Below are 18,007 nucleotides of genomic sequence, written 5' to 3' on the forward strand. Positions count from 1 at the left end.
CCTTCTTTAATTAGATTAACACATCATACTGTTGATTTTTATAAACACGAATCAGCACCCCTGCATCACTGAAACATAATGCGGCCACTCGACGCATTAAGACAATCAATTATTTGTTGTACAATTGAGTAGGCTAAGCGGCCATCATACTCACCTAAGTAGTTTTCTCGAAGTCTTTTCATACACAAAGCAATAATACAGGTATTGTCTGCAACGGGGTGATTATGAATAATCTCAGCAACAAACTGCTCTATGATTTGTTCGAGCACCAACGCGCTGATCCTTTGCGGCATGGCATGCAATAAATGCGTTAGCTCGTCACTCAAAGATTCGAGCTTTTCTCTATCTCTTACGCCTGGTCGAGGTTTGTTTTTTATTTTAGCTATTGATTTTTTTATTTCATATTCAGCTAGTTGTGCAGCTCTCAATTGCGAATTTGGTTCAGCTTCGTCTATACCTAACGACTCACAAAATTTACGTACTCGCTGTGCAGCATCCTCGCACTCAACATCTAAATACACCAATACTGTATCAGTTGTACATGTCATCTTTTTTAAACCTAGTCTCATCTTGATAGCAATATGCCTTATAATCGTCACAATTACAACGCGACACAATTTATATTGTACAATATAAATCACTCTTTATGACGTTTTAAAACAAGAGAGTAGCTAATCGCGTATATCACAGTTAGAATAAGCGCCGTTTAATCTGAATGAGACTTGAGAGGCGATATTATGGATCGTGTAGAAATACTAGGGGCAATCTGCCGCACTAAAATGAAGCATACTTATGAGTTAATCGCTTTCGCTGATGGAGTCAGACCTGCTGGGCTGAGAAATATTGTCAATGTGCCACTCACAGAGACCATTTGCCTTAATCGCAAACTGCATATCAAAGAATATCCGCAAATAGCAACCTTCTTCGATTGTTACCCCAGTTCCACACCAATCGGGCAACAAGCTATGGCGGTATTTATTAAACACGATAGTTTGGATATAAAAGGCGCGCTCAATTTAACCCCTTTGGGGTGGGCAACCCTGAGTAAAGAGAACGGCATGCCCATTCACTTACCCAGCATCAATCTCAGTACCCGTAAAAAACTGTTCGCACAAAACTATACCCATCTACGTAATCTCTTGAATGAATACAAGTATCATATGGATCACCTTGAAGCATCAACGCACAGCACAGCGGATGAAGATACTAAAATGGATGAAGTGAAAGAATAACTGGCGAAATTTTAATAAGGTAGGGGAAAAAAGGTGACAAGAAGTCACCTTTTTTAAACCTTAGAAAGTTTTTTGTCCGCCACTGATATTGAACGTAACAACATCTGCATTTTGATAGTTATTATTAATTGTACAATCGAAATAAGTTCGGTCGACGGGCTTATTTAAGTCAGTAACAATTTCATAAAGCCCAGTCGAGGTAACTTTTACCCCGTATTGCTTCAAAGTTACAGGCAACGTCTCTCCCTCAGGCACCCAAAGCTTTCTTTTTGTAATGTTTGCCGCCCAATCGTTGTAGCGCTTGAAGCTTGAGTCGACCTCATAATTGCCAATATTGAGTGGCTCTCGGAATACTTCAACACCTTTTATGCGAGCCACCACATCACAACTCACAATTGAACTAATATTACCGACGCGACCAGCATACCATCCAGCCCCGATATAGAGTTCTGGATGAGAGTCAGGCGAAAGAGGGCTATCCACCACGCCAACACTGAAAGGGCAAATCACCTGTGTTGGCGTATTTGCCACATCAGGGGTAGTGACCACATAGCTGCGAAAACGGCCAACTTTTGTATTGCCTCCTAAAACTGGTTAATCTCTAGTCAAAAAGGAGCGTTAACGGTGAAACAGTTTTGGGATGCACATGAACTTAGCGAACATTGGTCACTTACATTTGATGAACTTGAACTATTAAAAACAAAACCAGCAAGAAGCCGCTTGGCGTTTTGCCTCCAGTTAAAATATTACCAATACACAGGAACCTTCCCCAAATCACTCACTGATTTACCAGACAGTCCACCGCATTACCTTGTTGATCAGCTAGGCACTGAAATTAAAGACATCAAGGAGTACGACTGGAACGGACGCACTGGACGCAGACATCGAGAAGAGATTCTCGTGTTTCTGGGCGTAGCTAAGCTTACCGAAGAAACCCGCCATGAGTTAGTTTTGTGGTTGTGCAATTCTGTCTATGCCAATGGGCTGAATCAAAAAGAAGCGAAAGAGCATACATACGAATGGCTTAAAAACAGAAAAATAGAGTTCCCGGCTGATAAACAGTTAACCAGAGAGCTTGCTACGGCATATAACCAGTTTGAATTTGATCTATTTAAGCGCCTAGAGATCAGTATATTACCAACTTCCAAACAACAATTGGATGAATGTTTAAGTGCTTCTCATGATGTTCCTTCATCTTTTGTACAAATTAAAGCAGATCCAGGGCGAATTGGCCTGGATACGGTATTAAAAGAAATCGAAAAGCTGAGCTTTATCAATTCACTTAATTTACCAAATGAACAGCTTATTAAGATAAACCCCAAAATCCTGACTCGGTTTAAACAACGTGTATCTCCAGAGTCCGCCTGGGAAGTCAAACGTCACCCAGACCATATACGATATGCCATGATGCTGATTTTCTTTTATCTCCGCAAAAGTGAGTTGATTGATGGGCTGATAGAGCTGTTTTGTCAAATCGTTCGCCGCTTGTCCGTTAGGGCTGAACGTAAGGTTGTAAAAGAACTCATGCGTAATTATCAAAAGGTGTATGGCAAAAATACCTTATTACTTCGTATTGCTGAAGCGGCCCTGGGTAATCCAGAAGGTGTGGTCAAAGATATCGTTTACCCCATTGCCAACGAGCAAACTTTAGAAAATCTGCTTAAAGAGTTTAAATCATCCGGCAAAGGCTATAAAAAAGAGGTACATAAGGTGATACGCGCAAGCTACGGTAGCCACTATCGAAGGATGGTACCTAAGATTTTGAATAGCTTGAATTTCAACTCAAATAATGACCAGCATCGCCCTGTCCTAACAGCACTTGAATGGCTTAATACCCATAAGGCTTCCAAACGGCAACACTATTTATTGTCTGAAGATATTCCGATTGAAGGTGTGATACGACCTAAATGGAGGGATATCGTGGTTGAAATTGATGATAACGCACAGGAACGAATAAACAGAATCAATTATGAAATATGTGTGCTTCAGGCACTAAGAGACAAGCTTAGGTGCAAAGAAGTTTGGGTGTCTGGCGCTGATCGTTACCGCAACCCAGATGAAGATTTACCGCAAGATTTTAGCGAAAATCGCAAGCATTATTATCAGACGCTCGGTCAGACCATGGATGCAGGTGAGTTTGTGGCAGCTCTTCAAAAGCAAATGAGAGCTGAACTGACAAACCTAAACACATCCATACCAAAAAATGACAAAGTAAAACTCTTATCAACGGGCAAGAACAGGCTATCCATTACGCCACTTACCCAACAGCCTGAGCCTGTGAATATCAACCGGCTAAAAGGGGAAATTCCGTCTAATTGGCCGATGACCAGCTTGCTGGATATTTTAAAAGAAGCCGATCTGCGTATTGATTTTACTGATTGTTTTCAGGCTCAACGCACATCAGAACGTTTGAGCGGTGATGAGTTGCAAAGACGCTTGTTGATAGCGTTATTTGGTATGGGTACCAATACCGGGTTAAAAAGAGTCAGCGCCAGTCGGACAGGGATCAGCTACAAAGAGCTGCTGCATACCAGACGTTTCTACATAAATAAACAATCAATGCGCCAGGCTATTTCCAAGGTAGCCAATGCGATATTTAAAGCCAGGCATGTACACTTGTGGGGTGAAGGTACGACAAGCTGTGCATCTGACTCGAAAAAATTTGGCTCCTGGGATCAAAACCTGATGACAGAGTGGCATATTCGCTACGGTGGCCGCGGAGTGATGATTTACTGGCATGTGGAAAAAAATACCACCTGTATCTACTCCCAACTTAAACGCTGCTCTTCATCTGAAGTGGCCAGTATGATCGAAGGTGTGCTCAGGCATTGCACCGAAATGTCAGTTGAAAAGCAATATGTGGATACGCATGCTCAGAGTGAAGTCGCGTTTGCGTTCTGTCACTTGTTAGGCTTTCAATTGATGCCAAGGTTGAAAAATATTGCCAGCCAAAAACTGTATTTACCAGGTTCCGAAGAGACATCTAACTACGATCAATTACAATCTATACTAAGTCGGCCTATCAACTGGGATCTAATCATTCAGCAATACGATGAGATGATTAAATATACTATGGCACTCAAACAAGGCACCGCTGATCCAGAGGCGATACTACGACGGTTTACCAGAAACAACGTTCAGCATCCAACCTATAAAGCACTTTCTGAATTGGGGAAAGTGATAAAAACCCTATTTCTTTGCCAATATCTCGAACAAGAAGCGCTACGCAGGGAAATCCATGAAGGCTTAAACGTTGTTGAGAACTGGAACTCTGCCAACTCGTTTATCTTTTACGGTAAAGGTGGAGAGGTTGCCACAAATCGGCTTGAAGATCAGGAACTGTCCGTTCTGGCGTTGCACCTATTGCAGATATGTTTGGTTTACGTCAATACCTTAATGATCCAACAAGTCACGTCAGCCAAAGAGTGGGATGGCGTGTTAACGGAAGAAGATTACAGGGCTTTGTCTCCACTGATCTATGCTCATGTAAATCCGTATGGGATTTTCGAATTGGATATGACCCAACGCTTGCCTATTGAACAAGCGCTAACTGCTTAGGAACGTTTGTGTAATTACCTGTAATAACATTTTTTTTACCATTGCGCTATATTTCTCTACCTGTGTTGCTGCCAGTATTTTTAAGCTTATATCACTGAAAATACTGGCAGCAACTTTTTACAGAACGCGCATTATGTATGAAGTTGTTTTGAACTTACGTAATTAAGAAGCTTTACTTTTCATAAGAAAAAGCTGATTTTATTTACATTTAGTACTGATCGTTAACTTTAAATAAAAGGGACTAAATTTATGACATCTAAAACATTCGGTTTATCAAGCCCAGTTTATGAATTTCAACGAGTTTTATCTTATACATTAGGGCAATCATCTAACGTAATTGTTTCTGAGTTATACAATGAAAACGAAATTGATGTTGTTGCACTGTCATCTAATACTGCAAAAGCAATTGCGCAAGTAATAAAGCTCGAACAAAATATAGGCAATTTGAATATCAAAATTTGGGTAAAAGACATCAAGGGTGAAACGTATGAACCCAATCAAACCGATTTTAATACTGAGTTGTTAATTGAGAATGCAAGAGAGGCGCTAATTAACAATCCAATTATACAAAGCGTAACCGCAATTGATGACTTATCAGGGAATGAAATCGCCGGCGTTTCAGTTGTACCGACGACTATCCAATTTTGGAATGACAACATTGCCAACCCATCCTCCTTTACAACTTTACTTGCGTCAGACGGATTTGAACGGGTATTGAATGACCAATTTAAAGTATTTAACCAAGGTAAAGAAATAGGGAACCTGTGAGCATTTTAATTCTTTAAGTAATCGATCAAAACCTTTTTCTTTTTAAGCAAGTGATTGAATTAAAGTTTATTCCACTGTTTAAAGTTAAGACATAATACCGGTTTTGCTGCGCCGCGGCACTTACCAGGGGACCACCATGAAAAAACCACCGATTCCTGTAGTGGTTTAATTAATCAGCCAAATGTGCATATTAGCTCTGTAATATGACTAGGTTTTTATTGGCGAATCTATTTGATCACTAACAGAGTTTAAATTCACACTTTATTAAGATCAACCTTGTGAATAAATACAATTATCACTAACAATATACTTTGAGAATCGCTAATGTTTGATATTAAAACCGCTAAGAAAATAATTTCATTATGCAGCAAAAATGGCAAAAGTTCTATGTTTGATATTTATGTTAATCGTGACTTTACAACGGCAGAAATAGCTAAGTTTTCTTTTTATCGAAAGTATCTTCCTAATAACTTTTTTAATGGCATTAAAAATCACCGTGAAATTAAAGATGATTTGACAAATAGAGCCACCGGTCAAATAGATGGAATAGAAAGATTCGAAATTGCAGAAACTGGAAGACACTTTAAGTCTATAGGTGGAAGTTATTTTACATATTTAGAACCATTAAAAAGCTACCCTCTTGGTGAACTAGCTAAATACACACGCCTTGAAGGTAAAGAAATTGTGCCGTTTTATAAACTAGCTGAAAATCTTAAATGGGTTCCGGAAAAAGGGCAGAGCCCAGCTAGCATTTATATCGCAAGCATAAATGAACCTATTAAAGTCATTGATTTTTCTGCAAACAATCCGGAAACGCTGCAGGTGGCAGAATCATTCCTATCCTTTATTCATCAACATGACCCGTCGGTGTTTCCGAACCGCAATGCTAAAGAACTGCTTCTAAATAAATCAGATACTACATTTGTTAAGGCGCTCTCAAATGTATTATTTAACTTTACTGAGGTTGATGCTGTTTTACTGTCTTCCGTTCAAGACCCAGATGTATCCAATTTAGTCGTAAGGACAAACGCGGAGGGAGAGCCTGTTGTAAACGTCCAATTAGAATCACAAATGACTATTTTAAAGGATTCTAGTGGGGTATTTAAGGCATTTTTCACAAACAATGATATATCTGAAAATTCGAATGTAAAGGCTAAAAATGGTGAGATAGTTCCGTATGCTGATTTTTTTAACCCTCATCAGGATTACTTCGGCTATAGTTTAATCGACGATTTAATTAAGATGGATAAGGATGCTCAAACTGTAGTTAAATACAAAGATTTTATTGATCTTGGTTCTGTTTCACCTGATATATTAAAAATTGTTAATGACGCTACTAAGGAAGAAGTTAGGACGCTGAAAAGCCCATTTAGTAAATCCATTTCTGAAATAAAAGCTGCAGTAATGAGCACTAAAACTAACGAAAAGGTTTTATCTACTTTATCCAAGCAAAGCGTTCTTGCTGTGACACAATTAGCAAGAAACGATACGAATCTAAAGGACGCTCTTAAAGGTTTATCACCCATAGGTACTTCTGCTGTTATACAAGGAAGCATTGCAAGCAAAGTGTATTCTGAGTTAGGAGGAAACACCCCTGCAGATAATAACTCATTTATGCAATTAGCTATTGAGCAGTCAATCATACAATTAAGAGAACGATATAGACAAACGAATATTTCGGATTTGATTAAAGAGGCTGCTAAAAGCGCAGAAAATCAAAAAGTAACTGCAGATGAGATCAAAGCAAATATTGACGAGCTGTCTAGTGTTGAAAGTAAATTAAAAGATGTTAGCAAATTGACTCAAGAGCATGAAGCTAAGTTATTAGAGCAAAAAGAAGCCTTGGAAAGTAAGAAAAGAGAGCTAAGGGAAAAGCAGAAAAGGGAAATAGAGGTTAGCAAAGAGCTAAAAACTGACGGTTCTGAATATAAAGAGAAAATAAAAGATTTAGAATTAAAAATCATCGAAAAAAGGAAAGAAATCTTTCATGAAAAACCCAAGCTTAACACTATGACATCCAACGCAGCTAGTATGAATAAAAATTTTGTTAAAGAAACTAGCTGGCGGCTAGGTGAATCAGCTTGTGAAGTCATATTTGAGAATGTCATAGAAAGAGCAAAAAACATTGTTTTAGCTCATTTCAATAGAATGTACAAAAAAAATAAACTTGCGAACGTTTTTCAAACTAGCTTCAATACAAAAATCCCCCATTTAGATTGCTTCGCACAAATTAGTTTTTATATTATCCTGAAAGAACCCACTATTACAAACATTTGTGAAAAATTAAACTCCTTCACTCTTGAGCTTTCACTTGCTCCTGAAAGTAATTTCTCAATCTATAGTGAAAATAACCCAGAACTCAACAGAACAGAATCAGTAAATGATAAACACTCTACATTTAAATTGGTAATACCAATATATAAAACACTCTCAGATTTAAAAAACAATTCTTCTGATTCTATAGAAAGCTCTAAAGTAAGGGTGAAGTTTTATAATAAACTATTAAACCTTACATTAAGTCCTGAAAAAGGAACATTCTTTCAGCTCTGTATGGAAGGTGAAGAAACTCATTCTATTTGGGGCCATTATTTATTACCCAAACTCGCAGAGTTTTTTTTCACCAAAATAAACCACAGAATACAGCCCAAAAAATCATATGATCTTAGAGAACTAATATTCAGAAATAATTTTCCATCCTCAACATGTAATTTCAATTTATCTGACTGGGAAGTTAGTGTTAAAGAGGTCGAAGAGTTTTTTATTCATCGATTGCAAATTAAAAACTGCGATGAATCCAATATAAACAGCCAGCCACAGGAAAGAAAATTTGTTTCACGAAAGGTAGGGATCAATAGCGGTTATGGAGTAACAATTTCCAATAATGAACAAACCTCTTTACCTGTGCTGGAATTAAATGAACTTATCGAAGAAATGAAGGGTGTAAATACTACTGACAAATGGGATTTAGCAATTTCTTATGATGCAGCAACCTTGACTGCAATTTTAAAAGAAAAGTACTCGGAAGGTAAATTAATCGAAGAAATAAATTTATCTACGTCAAGCAAGCTTTTCGGGCGCACTATCAAAGCAGATTATACACTTCATCTTGAAAGTCCAACTATTGTATTTGATGGGGCAGACCTTAAAAGTTTAGAAATGTCGATGGTCATCAAAGATAAAAGTAAGATAGAGGTGTTTCAAGACAACGATACCTCCCCCTCCATAACCAACATTGAAGGTGACAAATACAAGCTTGTCGCAAATGTACCATTGGCTGTTCTTAGGGGAACTACTGGCAAGGTAGAGCCTAGTGATACCGTTATAGTTTTCGATGAGGATAAAGAAGTATCTGACCATGTAATTTTACACTTTGAAAATTCAAACAAAGTTCAGTTCCGGTTTGAGGCAATAGACCCGCACGATACTTCGGAAGATAGCAATATAGATGAATTGAATTATCTAGGTCCAAAATTAGCAAATTATTTTTCTACCAAAATAAAAGAAATTGATTTGGCATTAGCACAAGTAAATAACCAGCAGGAGAAAGAGGGTACATCCCTTATTAAGCCTCAAGAGTTTGTAATTGATGCAATAGGCACTCCAGAACATGGAGTTTTGACTATCTACATGCGTGCGGATAAAGGCACTGCTAATGGAGCACGCTACCCAGCTTTTAAACCTAAAGACAGCAGAGTTTCTCCAATACCTAAAGGTCACAAAGCTAGTCTGATTATTTCTAATGACTTTACTAAATCCCATTTACTGGAACCTGCAATTAGCAAAGAAGGGTTTCATGTAGAATTTCCAAATACTGCGGGAACTGGTGGCATACAAGCTAAGTTATCTAAAGCTACGGACGTAATACGTTATCCAGGGAAGCGCGGCGAGTCTGGGGGGTGGTTTACTCATAATTACAAATTTGAAGCAGCAGCAATAAATTTATCAGATTTCCCTATTTGTTTTACGATAGGCAATGGATGTTTAAGTGTAAACTGGCATGGTACGTGTCATTCTAATTGGCAGGAAAGTCATGGAAGCCCTGTTTCTCACGTCAAGAGCCGTAGGCACCACGGAAGAGTTATAATTAATGCTGATTTGCACTATCCAACTACAAAATTAACTGCAGAAAATCAATCTATTACCATCCCTCCATTAAAATTCGGGGAGCAATATGTAAACATCTCTTTTGTTCCAGATGGCGAGGAGGCCTGTTGTGAAGAGGATTGGCTAACAACAGTACCCTCCTATTATAAGGACGTGAAAATAGATATCCCCACAATTGAAATAAGTTTTGGGTCGTTCGACTTTTTCTTATCCAGTAACGTCTTGTCTCCAGGCCAAAACCTTTTCAACTTGAGTAAGGCTGATGGAGTAAATATACCGTACGACATGTTGATGGTTGGTGAATTAATACAAGCCCCCACAAAAGGATGATTTATATGAATATTTTAGAAAATAATTCTATCATAGAAAACTTTAATAGATATCAATCTGTTACTGTGGGAAATAAGATAATTGTATTGAGTGCCCTTGACCAACTTTCAGTTGGTGACATTACATCATTGCTGGGTAAAGAAGCATTTGGACTTGAAGTATATTTGTTTGCGTCCAAATTGTCTTTAAGGGGCGAGTATAAGTTTCTTGGTGGCGGAATCTCTGCAGATGTGCTTTTTACTGACGCTATATCTGAAGTAATAATGACCAACACAAGCGATTCGGAAAAAATCACACTTCCAACTTTTAATATCAGTGGCTCAGCAGGGGAAACTAAGTTAGTTAATGGAGAAGCAGGTGGTAATGGCGAGAATGCAGGAAACTTATCTCTATTTGTATTAAATCAATCAGGAGTTTCTTTAGAAATAAATGCTCAAGGTGGAAAAGGAGGAGACGGCGCGGATAGCAATTTAGGAAAAAAGCCTGGTTCTGGCGGAAACGGAGGTGTAGGAGGAAAAATAAATTTTGTATTAGGGTCTATAATCATTGAAATTTATAATGACATTCGTAAAGTTTTTTTGACACTAGAAAAATCTGAGATTTCTTCTAAAAAATTACGAAGTGATTTAAATCTGATAATTTCAGAAAAAATCCCGAAGGAAACTATCTGGAATCCGATAGTTCATTCTCTGCAAAAAGCAATTAATACTAAATCTAGTAAAGACTTGAGAGGCGACCTTTTAATCGCAGGTCAACTCCTTGAAAATTTTATCCAAGATCAACTACAGAGCATTGACGCAAATATCAATGTCGATGGTGGTCTTTATGGATTAAGAGGTGAAGGTGAACCTCCTGCAAAAAATGGAATTTCAGGAGCTGAAGGTATCAACGAAACTTTATTGATAGAAACCAGCGCTGATTTGATATCTTCTAAAGTAGAACCATTTTTTTTAATCCATCCCAGTCAATGTAAAAAAGCATTGGACGCCATTAAGTTACAATATTTTTCGCTTAATGGCCAAGTTGATATAAGCAAGACCGTTACAGACCTCACTACTAACCTAAAAAGAGTAATAGATAAGACTGAATTGTTTGTACAGGCTGATAATAAGAATCCGTGGATAGAGTACTTCAGCAAACATGAATTAGAGTTTGGCAGTAAAAACTCAGTCTCCATTTTGAAAGATATCAATATGAAGGCCAAAATCTACCTAGGTAACTTGTTTAACGGATATAATTTTTTTGGGCAAACCAGCAGTCAGGTGCCATTAGCCAGCTTTTTTCAATATAAAGAAACATTAAATACCCTGATTGCTGATTTTAGACAGTTGGAACTAGACTATGATCAGTATTTAAATACACTTAACACGGCTGAGAAAAAAAGAGAAAGTATTATCAACTCCCGTTCATTTTACTCAGGGCTTATAAACTTTTCTAGCGATCAATCCTCAAAATTTCCTAGACAACTCCGTAAAATCGCCTCAAATATTACTCAACTTAACGAAGCACTTAAACCCAGCAAAAAGAGGTTATTAGCGAGCATCGCAGCAGCGCGAAAGGAGATCGATAGTAAACTGGATTTTAACATTGATTCAATTTTTCAAGCAGTTTCAACAATAGCATTTGCTCCGAAATCTAGACTTCTGTTGGCTTCAGAAATCGCAAATGTAGGCTACAACGCTTTTGATAAAGTAACTTCTGATACAGGTCTCCCAATAAAAAAAAGCTATGTTGTTAATCAAATCAGGAGTATTGAAGGGAGTCTTGAATCCCTAATTGAAGGTTATAAACAATTGGAAAATGGAACATTGGAAGCTGACGATCCAGGAGCTGGTAAATTATTAGTGGCTAGAGACAAGTTTCTAGAGACGATGGATTCTTTTAAAAATAGATTAGGAGATAAGCTTAAAGACGTGTCCTCAAATTTCGATAAGTATATTAGTGACGTAATCACGCGTAACAATGCAATTTTAGAATACAACAACGTAATTTCCAATGCACTTAGTTTGAAAACTAATCTAAATGAAGCTAATCAACAACTTCAGGAAATAACGCGAGATTATCTCGAGACATCGGATCCTGATTTACCAGCAATTGTTGATTATGTGTCGTATTTCTATGAGAGAAGCAGAGACCAAATTTTACAGCATCTATATTTAGCGTCTCAATCTTACAAATTTTGGGCTCTTTCTGATGAAAGCCTACTTGAAAATGCAACAAAAAATAAAAGCTTGGTTCAGATAAACGCCACAATATTAAATGGTATAAAAGAAGATATTATTACAAAAATTTTAGCTGTAAGTGAGGACTTTGGGACAGAGCGAAGTGACTTTCCCGCCGAACCTGATGAACCAGGTGTAGTTGTTACTTTGGGAGAAAATGAAATATTTGATTTGCAGGCTACTAATTCTTTAATTTTTACACTCAAGCCAGCACTGTACCATTCTACGACTATTGAAGAAAGTGGGTTTGCAGGCATGGCAGACGTGCGAATTAACGAAGTACGTATCTATGTAAAAGGGGCAAATACTAAAAATGGTATGTTAAATATTCTTATTACACATCAAGGCCATGAAACAATAGTAAGCACTGATAATGAAACCCATGAATTTTCTCATAAAACAATTAAAAAGAACTTTCAATATGATATGAAACATAATAACAAAATACATCGCAGAGCAAACTTTGGGTATAAAAATCCTCGTCAATTTAATACAAATGCAAATAATGGTGTTTTTGCACCAGTTGGTCCGTTTACAAGCTGGTTAATAGAAATTCCTGCAGAATTAAATGAAGGATTGGATCTCATGGAAGTAAGCGAAATTGAAATGCAATTTTTTGGAACATATTATAATTTTGACTAAATATGTCCACTTCCCTTAACATGAAGCATGTTTAATTAGAGTTTTCTGTAATATCACAAACAGGAGACAACAATTTTAAGTAGCACTGTCAATAGTCGTAGTAATTAGTCGTGAAATAGATTGGATTGGTGAATGAAAGCAGGGTAGTGTCCAAGCTTTTACAAAAGGCGCTTTTTGTAAAAAGTAATCCCTTTCAGTTACAGTATTGATAGGGCCTGCAAGCCCGTTGCACGAACATACCCAACCGGCGAAATGTAAAAAGTGCATATCTGCGAATATTGGAAGTCTCTTTAAACGAATGTTTTATGGGACTTCTTTTTTTGGATCGACTTACCCCAAAAACTCAGTGGTTATTTGTCTTGTTAATCCATCTCATCTATCATAGTTTCATAAAGTCATTAAATTTTTAGTATATAAGAAAATGGGACGAAAAATTGGCTATGCCAGAGTCAGTACCAATGAACAGGAACTTGATCTACAAATTGATGCGCTAATAAGAGAAGGGTGTGACCAGTCACTGGTATTCAAAGATCGCACTTCCGGAGCAAAATCCACTCGCCCCGGGTTGGATCAATGTCTTGATGTTTTAGAGCCAGGTGACACTTTAGTTGTTTGGCGCTTAGATAGACTTGGCCGCTCTATGTCTCACCTGATTAATCTCATCGAGTCTCTTATCGAGAGAAACATAGGGTTCAAATCTATTCAGGACGGTGCAATTGATACAACGACCGCATCTGGTGAATGCTAGCGCAGTTTGAAAGGCGGCTTATTCAAGAGCGAACAAAGGCAGGACTGAAAGCAGCGAGAGTCAGAGGTAGAAATGGAGGCCGGCCAAAAATAGGAAGCAAGAACCCGAAAGTCCAGATGGCCAAACAGATGCACCAAAACAAATCTCTTTCTGTCGATTCTATCTGTGAGTCGCTTTCAATATCCCGGGCAACTTTTTACCGATATTTGTCACTATAAAAAGTTGGCCGTTTTCACAGCTATGTGGTCACTACCCCCATCAGGTGACGCAATCGCCGCTTGTCCAACACGATATTTACGCACTGGCGTCATGTTGGTATAGGTTACCGTTGACCATAGCCCACCATATTGGCCAATTGGGGAGCCCGAGTATGCCGCGCCCGTCAAAATACAATATTGGCGATATTTTGGGTAGTTCTCATATTCTGGGTAAAGCGCTGCCAAAGTAGATGCAGAATATACGAGCGCTATGAGCGCAATAACTAATTTATTAAATAACATAAAAGCCGTCCTTTAAAATTTGTCAGCGTACGTAAACGAAATACCACCTAAAAATTTAATGTTGTCATCTTCGGGGTTTTTAAACTGACACGTACTTCCCGCCCCGCCATAGGCATTATTGGGGAATGGGCTATGATGGGTATATCGGATTGTCATGGTTGAAATCTTTTGACCATTCACTATTTCATGGGTCCAATGAGGCGGGCTCATAATTATGCTAACGTTTTTATAACCTGTAACTATAGAGCATGTATCCGTCGTCGTATCCCCTAAGAAACGATCTGCTGAATAAACATTTGTGATTACGGCTAAACGATCCCGCCTAAGGCGTCCCGAACAGTTAACTCGACTTATCGGCGATTTAAGCTGAATACCCCCCCTTTCATCCGTATAATCCGCCTGATCGACGCTACAATGTTGGGTTGCATAATATTCAAGGTTTTTAAACGAAGTCGGATCGCGGAACGAGCTATGTGCGATCACTGTGAAATCATCCAAATGTACGATATCACCCGAACTAGTGCGCTTAAAGCTGATCTTTTTGATTGCTTTAGAAGCGTGAATACCCCAAAAAACCAAGTTATCATTCACATTAACCGCATCAGGCATGGTGTAATGCGCAACGCTGCCATCGGTATGCTCAAACTGAATTTCCAAATTGGCACTGCCAACATCTAAGTCCACCGCTTGAAACGCAAATGACTGAATGGGAGCGCTAAAGGTCATTGCCAAATGGTTGATGTTAAGTGACATCGACCCCGTTGCAGAAGAGGTCGTCTTTTGAAATGTTGCAGCGCCCGATAGCGTGGCAGATACACCGCTACTAAAATTTAGAGTTTGTCCTTCAGCAGTTTGCCCATTAGTGAAGCTTTCCAAACTATCGGACAGCACTTTACGCTCTGAGGTATGTGCATTAAATTGCAAAATCGCACTGGCTACTCTATCTTTAACTCTTGTTGTACCCCAATTAACATCACGTGCAAAAATTGGCTCTTCGGCCAGTACGGGGAGTGCAGTTAGCAGCAGCGTGATAACCGTGATTAACGCTTTCATTAAAAGTTTCCTTGTCTAATTTGCTGTCTGGATACTGTGATACCTTTGGGCAGATAAGCGCTCGCGAGTGCGCGTAACCCATTGCTAACTGTTACGCAATATCCATTGAAAAATATAACCCAGTCTCATTACTAAGCCCTATTACATGTCAGTAGAGAGCTGGGCGCAATATAGCACACCCCAAATATTGTACAATAATAAAAGCGCGGATTTAAACCGATTGCACATGAATGCAAACACGTGGAATGTCTTAGCTTAATAACGTCACACGAGTTAGATCTAAGTCGGTATCAATGACTAAGCCAGCGTGATCAGCCGTTACTTTTGCGTAGGCAACCACTTCGGCTATTTTACTTTTAGGCCCTTGAATATTAAGAGTAACCTCAAACTTATCCGGGAATATATTTCTCTCCAACTGTGTAATTTCACGTAATGCTTCGTCATTGAACAGCCTATCTCTGATCATATCCGCCACCACATAGGCGCTTTTCCAGCGCTGGCGGATGAGGTCTCTCGATAAGCGTTTAATGGGAGTGTTTAAATCAGTAACTAGGATTGTTACCACAGAGTGCTGTATTTCCATCAGGGTGCTCCTTTCTTTTGTTATTGTACAATAACAAAAGAAAGGCAAGTTAAAAAGCACTGAGCTGCAAAAAGTCAGCAATGGCCGGTTATTGGTTTAAAGGAGAGCCAATCAAAGTGGACAAGTCACTTTCTTTCATTAACCGCTCCCAAATGACCATATGGCCTAAAATGGTTCTTAATTTGTCTCTAACGGGTGTTAAAGAGAGCATAGCGGGCACATCATCCGACTCAATTGGCGTGTTATCAGCTAAGTCAATAACGCGCAGAAGTTCTTGAAAAGCACTTAAAGCAGGAATAGATTGTTGGATCATCCTTATCGACAATGAGCGCCCACCTACCGTCGATATTTTGGTTTCCAGTGTCATACGCGCTAAATTTTGATATATCGCCAAACGCTCTTGTTCTTGTTCCGCTTTGTCGTCAATTTCCTTCACGAATTCAAGATGTGTATCTAAGTGAATACGCTTAAATTCAATAATGGCTTCTGATACCCAGCGGCTACGTGATACCCCTTTTTGCTGCGCCGCCGCATCCATCAATTCAATCATTTTTTTAGGAAACCTGGCGTTAATACGGTCAGAGCCATCACTCACCGAGTCAAGCTTCGGTTTAGCCGTTACAAGCATAGCAAGTTTACTTGAGCTACGATCGTTAGCCATGCTTGTGCTCCTCTGTCTGACCTTGGAATAATTCAGACCAGTTTACCCCTTCGGTGCGCGCCTTGCGGATTAAACCAGATAAATCTTCACCTGCCATATCGAGGTTGTCTAAATGCTGCATCGACTGGCTAACAATATTTAATAAACCCTGACGATAGGTATCTATGTCTTCTTTTGAACCTTTATATGCTGCCAATGATTCGAGTAGCTCACCTGTTTGCTCAAGTTTTGGGTCAATACGCGCGCAGACTGCAATCAGCATTTTTAGTTGTCTATCTCGTAGTGCATTGTCAGATTCCGGCGTTGGAAAACCTAATTTTTTCAGTTTTTTAACCGTATCCTTTTTATCACCCTCTGACTGCTGTGCAACTTGTTGGCGTGTAACATCTTCACTCTTTTTAATGACCTGTTTACCGGTTATTTGCGTAACGAGTTCAGACACCTCATCAGCAAGTGCTTGAGGCACTTCATCAACTGAAAAATCAATTTTTTCATCCGCTACTGTAAAGGCGTATACATGCGCGGCATCACAAGCAATGCCATGTTGCTGAGCATACGCAGCGGCATCGTTTGCGACCTTTATCAACGATTCACGGCCGGGTTTATGCACCGAGCAGATCTCTAAAAGCAACGCACTTTGCGGGTGTCTAACCAACTTTAAAAAGCGTGCAACTTGTGGCTTTGACTCGGAAGTCAGCTTCATCGCGACCTTTGCCGTGTTTGTAGACATTGCATCGGCAACATCTTTACCGACCTTTTGGCATAGCACGTTGTAGTGCGTGTAATAATGTCTAAAAGTATCAGCCAAAGACAAGGACACCGACGAGCTATTCGCTTCGTATGAGGTCGCAAGTGTAGCCAGCTCTACATCCAGATCAGAAGCATCTTGGGCCAGGCCATCGGCAGCACGTTCATTCACAGCCAAACGCAGTCTTAGCGTCTCACGTCCATACAAGTGCGCTGCACGCAAGCGTCGTTCACCATCAATGATCACCGCATGTGACGGGGCACCAAATTCGTCATACGCTAAGAAGCCGTCAATCGATTTACGCTGGCCTTTTGTTTTTAAGCTCACCGCGGTTTTAAATAATTCTTGAACGCCCGTCATAGCATCGCTTAATTCTTTGCCGTGCAACTTGCCCTTAGCCACTAACATCGCAAGCGGTGAAGCCCAAAGAGATTCTACATACTCAGATGCATCTTGTTCTTGCCAATTATCAGGGCATAAAGGCAACAGTTCCATATAAGTATCAAAAGATAATTTTAATGTGCCATTTAAACGGTGATTGTCTGCTCTGGGTTTGATCAAATTCAGTGGTACTTCCACATCGAACGACTCACCACCGTTTTCTTCAAACATTTTTTTTACTTGAGACAACTGCTCAATAACAGGCACTTTATAGACTGTTTTTTCCACTGTTGTGCCTGATTGAACTTGCTCGCTCGAGCCCATAGAGCTATTCGCTCGTTGTTGTTGCTGCAAATACATCGCATTCACCGCATCCATTTCCTGAGAAAGTGCCTGCGCAGTTCTTTCAGCAGCCTTGTCTCGTGCTCCTTTGTTTTGAAGCAAGTGACCGAGTTTTGATTGTTTTTTACTTGTCAT

The 18,007-nt window shown here is 39.2% G+C and carries 14 protein-coding genes; 7 read left to right on the top strand and 7 right to left on the bottom strand.

The window, feature by feature from the left end; translation table 11 throughout:
* Nucleotides 1-65 precede the first annotated feature (65 nt).
* Nucleotides 66-548 carry a hypothetical protein gene (locus tag AC5FX4_RS23175; protein WP_493608799.1) on the bottom strand — a complete coding sequence of 161 codons (483 nt, stop codon included), beginning with the start codon at nucleotides 546-548 and terminating at the stop codon, nucleotides 66-68.
* Between the two features lie 189 nt (nucleotides 549-737).
* Between AC5FX4_RS23175 and AC5FX4_RS23180 the strand changes: the two genes are divergently transcribed.
* Entirely contained in the window at nucleotides 738-1,232 is a 495-nt protein-coding gene (locus tag AC5FX4_RS23180) for a hypothetical protein (protein WP_493608800.1), read from the top strand.
* A 60-nt stretch (nucleotides 1,233-1,292) separates the two neighbouring features.
* Here the strand turns inward: AC5FX4_RS23180 and AC5FX4_RS23185 are convergent, their stop codons facing one another.
* Nucleotides 1,293-1,781, bottom strand: coding sequence for a hypothetical protein (locus AC5FX4_RS23185; protein WP_493608801.1), 489 nt, complete (start codon nucleotides 1,779-1,781; stop codon nucleotides 1,293-1,295).
* 75 nt (nucleotides 1,782-1,856) lie between these two features.
* Here AC5FX4_RS23185 and AC5FX4_RS23190 point away from each other — a divergent pair, with 75 nt between their 5' ends.
* From AC5FX4_RS23190 to AC5FX4_RS23215, 6 genes are all read left to right on the top strand, one after another.
* The gene (locus AC5FX4_RS23190; RefSeq protein WP_493608802.1) at nucleotides 1,857-4,790 is read left to right on the top strand and encodes a Tn3 family transposase; all 2,934 of its coding nucleotides are present in this window, start codon (nucleotides 1,857-1,859) and stop codon (nucleotides 4,788-4,790) included.
* Nucleotides 4,791-5,039: 249 nt separating this feature from the next.
* Nucleotides 5,040-5,558: a hypothetical protein gene (locus AC5FX4_RS23195; RefSeq protein ID WP_171625418.1), complete on the top strand. Its 519-nt coding sequence runs from the start codon at nucleotides 5,040-5,042 to the stop codon at nucleotides 5,556-5,558.
* A 324-nt stretch (nucleotides 5,559-5,882) separates the two neighbouring features.
* Nucleotides 5,883-9,992, top strand: a complete 4,110-nt coding sequence (locus AC5FX4_RS23200) for a hypothetical protein (protein ID WP_493608803.1) — start codon at nucleotides 5,883-5,885, stop codon at nucleotides 9,990-9,992.
* 5 nt (nucleotides 9,993-9,997) lie between these two features.
* Nucleotides 9,998-12,856: a hypothetical protein gene (locus tag AC5FX4_RS23205; RefSeq protein ID WP_493608804.1), complete on the top strand. Its 2,859-nt coding sequence runs from the start codon at nucleotides 9,998-10,000 to the stop codon at nucleotides 12,854-12,856.
* 421 nt (nucleotides 12,857-13,277) lie between these two features.
* The gene (locus tag AC5FX4_RS23210; protein WP_493608805.1) at nucleotides 13,278-13,604 is read left to right on the top strand and encodes a recombinase family protein; all 327 of its coding nucleotides are present in this window, start codon (nucleotides 13,278-13,280) and stop codon (nucleotides 13,602-13,604) included.
* 128 nt (nucleotides 13,605-13,732) lie between these two features.
* The gene (locus AC5FX4_RS23215) at nucleotides 13,733-13,822 is read left to right on the top strand and encodes a helix-turn-helix domain-containing protein (RefSeq protein WP_246239897.1); all 90 of its coding nucleotides are present in this window, start codon (nucleotides 13,733-13,735) and stop codon (nucleotides 13,820-13,822) included.
* Here AC5FX4_RS23215 and AC5FX4_RS23220 read toward each other — a convergent pair.
* The 5 genes from AC5FX4_RS23220 to AC5FX4_RS23240 form a co-directional block, all read right to left on the bottom strand.
* Nucleotides 13,817-14,104, bottom strand: coding sequence for a hypothetical protein (locus AC5FX4_RS23220; protein ID WP_493608806.1), 288 nt, complete (start codon nucleotides 14,102-14,104; stop codon nucleotides 13,817-13,819). The two genes, AC5FX4_RS23215 and AC5FX4_RS23220, sit on opposite strands and share 6 nt — an antisense overlap.
* A gap of 12 nt (nucleotides 14,105-14,116) precedes the next feature.
* Nucleotides 14,117-15,157: a hypothetical protein gene (locus tag AC5FX4_RS23225; protein ID WP_493608807.1), complete on the bottom strand. Its 1,041-nt coding sequence runs from the start codon at nucleotides 15,155-15,157 to the stop codon at nucleotides 14,117-14,119.
* 250 nt (nucleotides 15,158-15,407) lie between these two features.
* Nucleotides 15,408-15,740, bottom strand: a complete 333-nt coding sequence (locus tag AC5FX4_RS23230; protein ID WP_493608808.1) for a hypothetical protein — start codon at nucleotides 15,738-15,740, stop codon at nucleotides 15,408-15,410.
* An 88-nt stretch (nucleotides 15,741-15,828) separates the two neighbouring features.
* Nucleotides 15,829-16,401 (bottom strand): YlcI/YnfO family protein, encoded by a 573-nt coding sequence (locus AC5FX4_RS23235; RefSeq protein WP_493608809.1) that lies wholly within the window; start codon nucleotides 16,399-16,401, stop codon nucleotides 15,829-15,831.
* Complete coding sequence (locus AC5FX4_RS23240) at nucleotides 16,394-18,007, bottom strand: hypothetical protein (RefSeq protein ID WP_493608810.1); 1,614 nt, start codon at nucleotides 18,005-18,007, stop codon at nucleotides 16,394-16,396. The genes AC5FX4_RS23235 and AC5FX4_RS23240 overlap by 8 nt, the downstream gene beginning before the upstream one ends.

The organism is Pseudoalteromonas sp. ATL1, from assembly GCF_058933015.1.

What these genes read in the sequence shown, in the direction of transcription:
- AC5FX4_RS23220 (WP_493608806.1), bottom strand. Translation starts at nt 14,104, where the DNA reads ATGTTATTTAATAAATTAGTTATTGCGCTCATAGCGCTCGTATATTCT.
- AC5FX4_RS23230 (WP_493608808.1), bottom strand. Translation starts at nt 15,740, where the DNA reads ATGGAAATACAGCACTCTGTGGTAACAATCCTAGTTACTGATTTAAAC.
- AC5FX4_RS23205 (WP_493608804.1), top strand. Translation starts at nt 9,998, where the DNA reads ATGAATATTTTAGAAAATAATTCTATCATAGAAAACTTTAATAGATAT.
- AC5FX4_RS23225 (WP_493608807.1), bottom strand. Translation starts at nt 15,157, where the DNA reads ATGAAAGCGTTAATCACGGTTATCACGCTGCTGCTAACTGCACTCCCC.
- AC5FX4_RS23200 (WP_493608803.1), top strand. Translation starts at nt 5,883, where the DNA reads ATGTTTGATATTAAAACCGCTAAGAAAATAATTTCATTATGCAGCAAA.
- AC5FX4_RS23195 (WP_171625418.1), top strand. Translation starts at nt 5,040, where the DNA reads ATGACATCTAAAACATTCGGTTTATCAAGCCCAGTTTATGAATTTCAA.
- AC5FX4_RS23175 (WP_493608799.1), bottom strand. Translation starts at nt 548, where the DNA reads ATGACATGTACAACTGATACAGTATTGGTGTATTTAGATGTTGAGTGC.
- AC5FX4_RS23210 (WP_493608805.1), top strand. Translation starts at nt 13,278, where the DNA reads ATGGGACGAAAAATTGGCTATGCCAGAGTCAGTACCAATGAACAGGAA.
- AC5FX4_RS23240 (WP_493608810.1), bottom strand. Translation starts at nt 18,007, where the DNA reads ATGACAAGTAAAAAACAATCAAAACTCGGTCACTTGCTTCAAAACAAA.
- AC5FX4_RS23215 (WP_246239897.1), top strand. Translation starts at nt 13,733, where the DNA reads ATGCACCAAAACAAATCTCTTTCTGTCGATTCTATCTGTGAGTCGCTT.
- AC5FX4_RS23180 (WP_493608800.1), top strand. Translation starts at nt 738, where the DNA reads ATGGATCGTGTAGAAATACTAGGGGCAATCTGCCGCACTAAAATGAAG.
- AC5FX4_RS23235 (WP_493608809.1), bottom strand. Translation starts at nt 16,401, where the DNA reads ATGGCTAACGATCGTAGCTCAAGTAAACTTGCTATGCTTGTAACGGCT.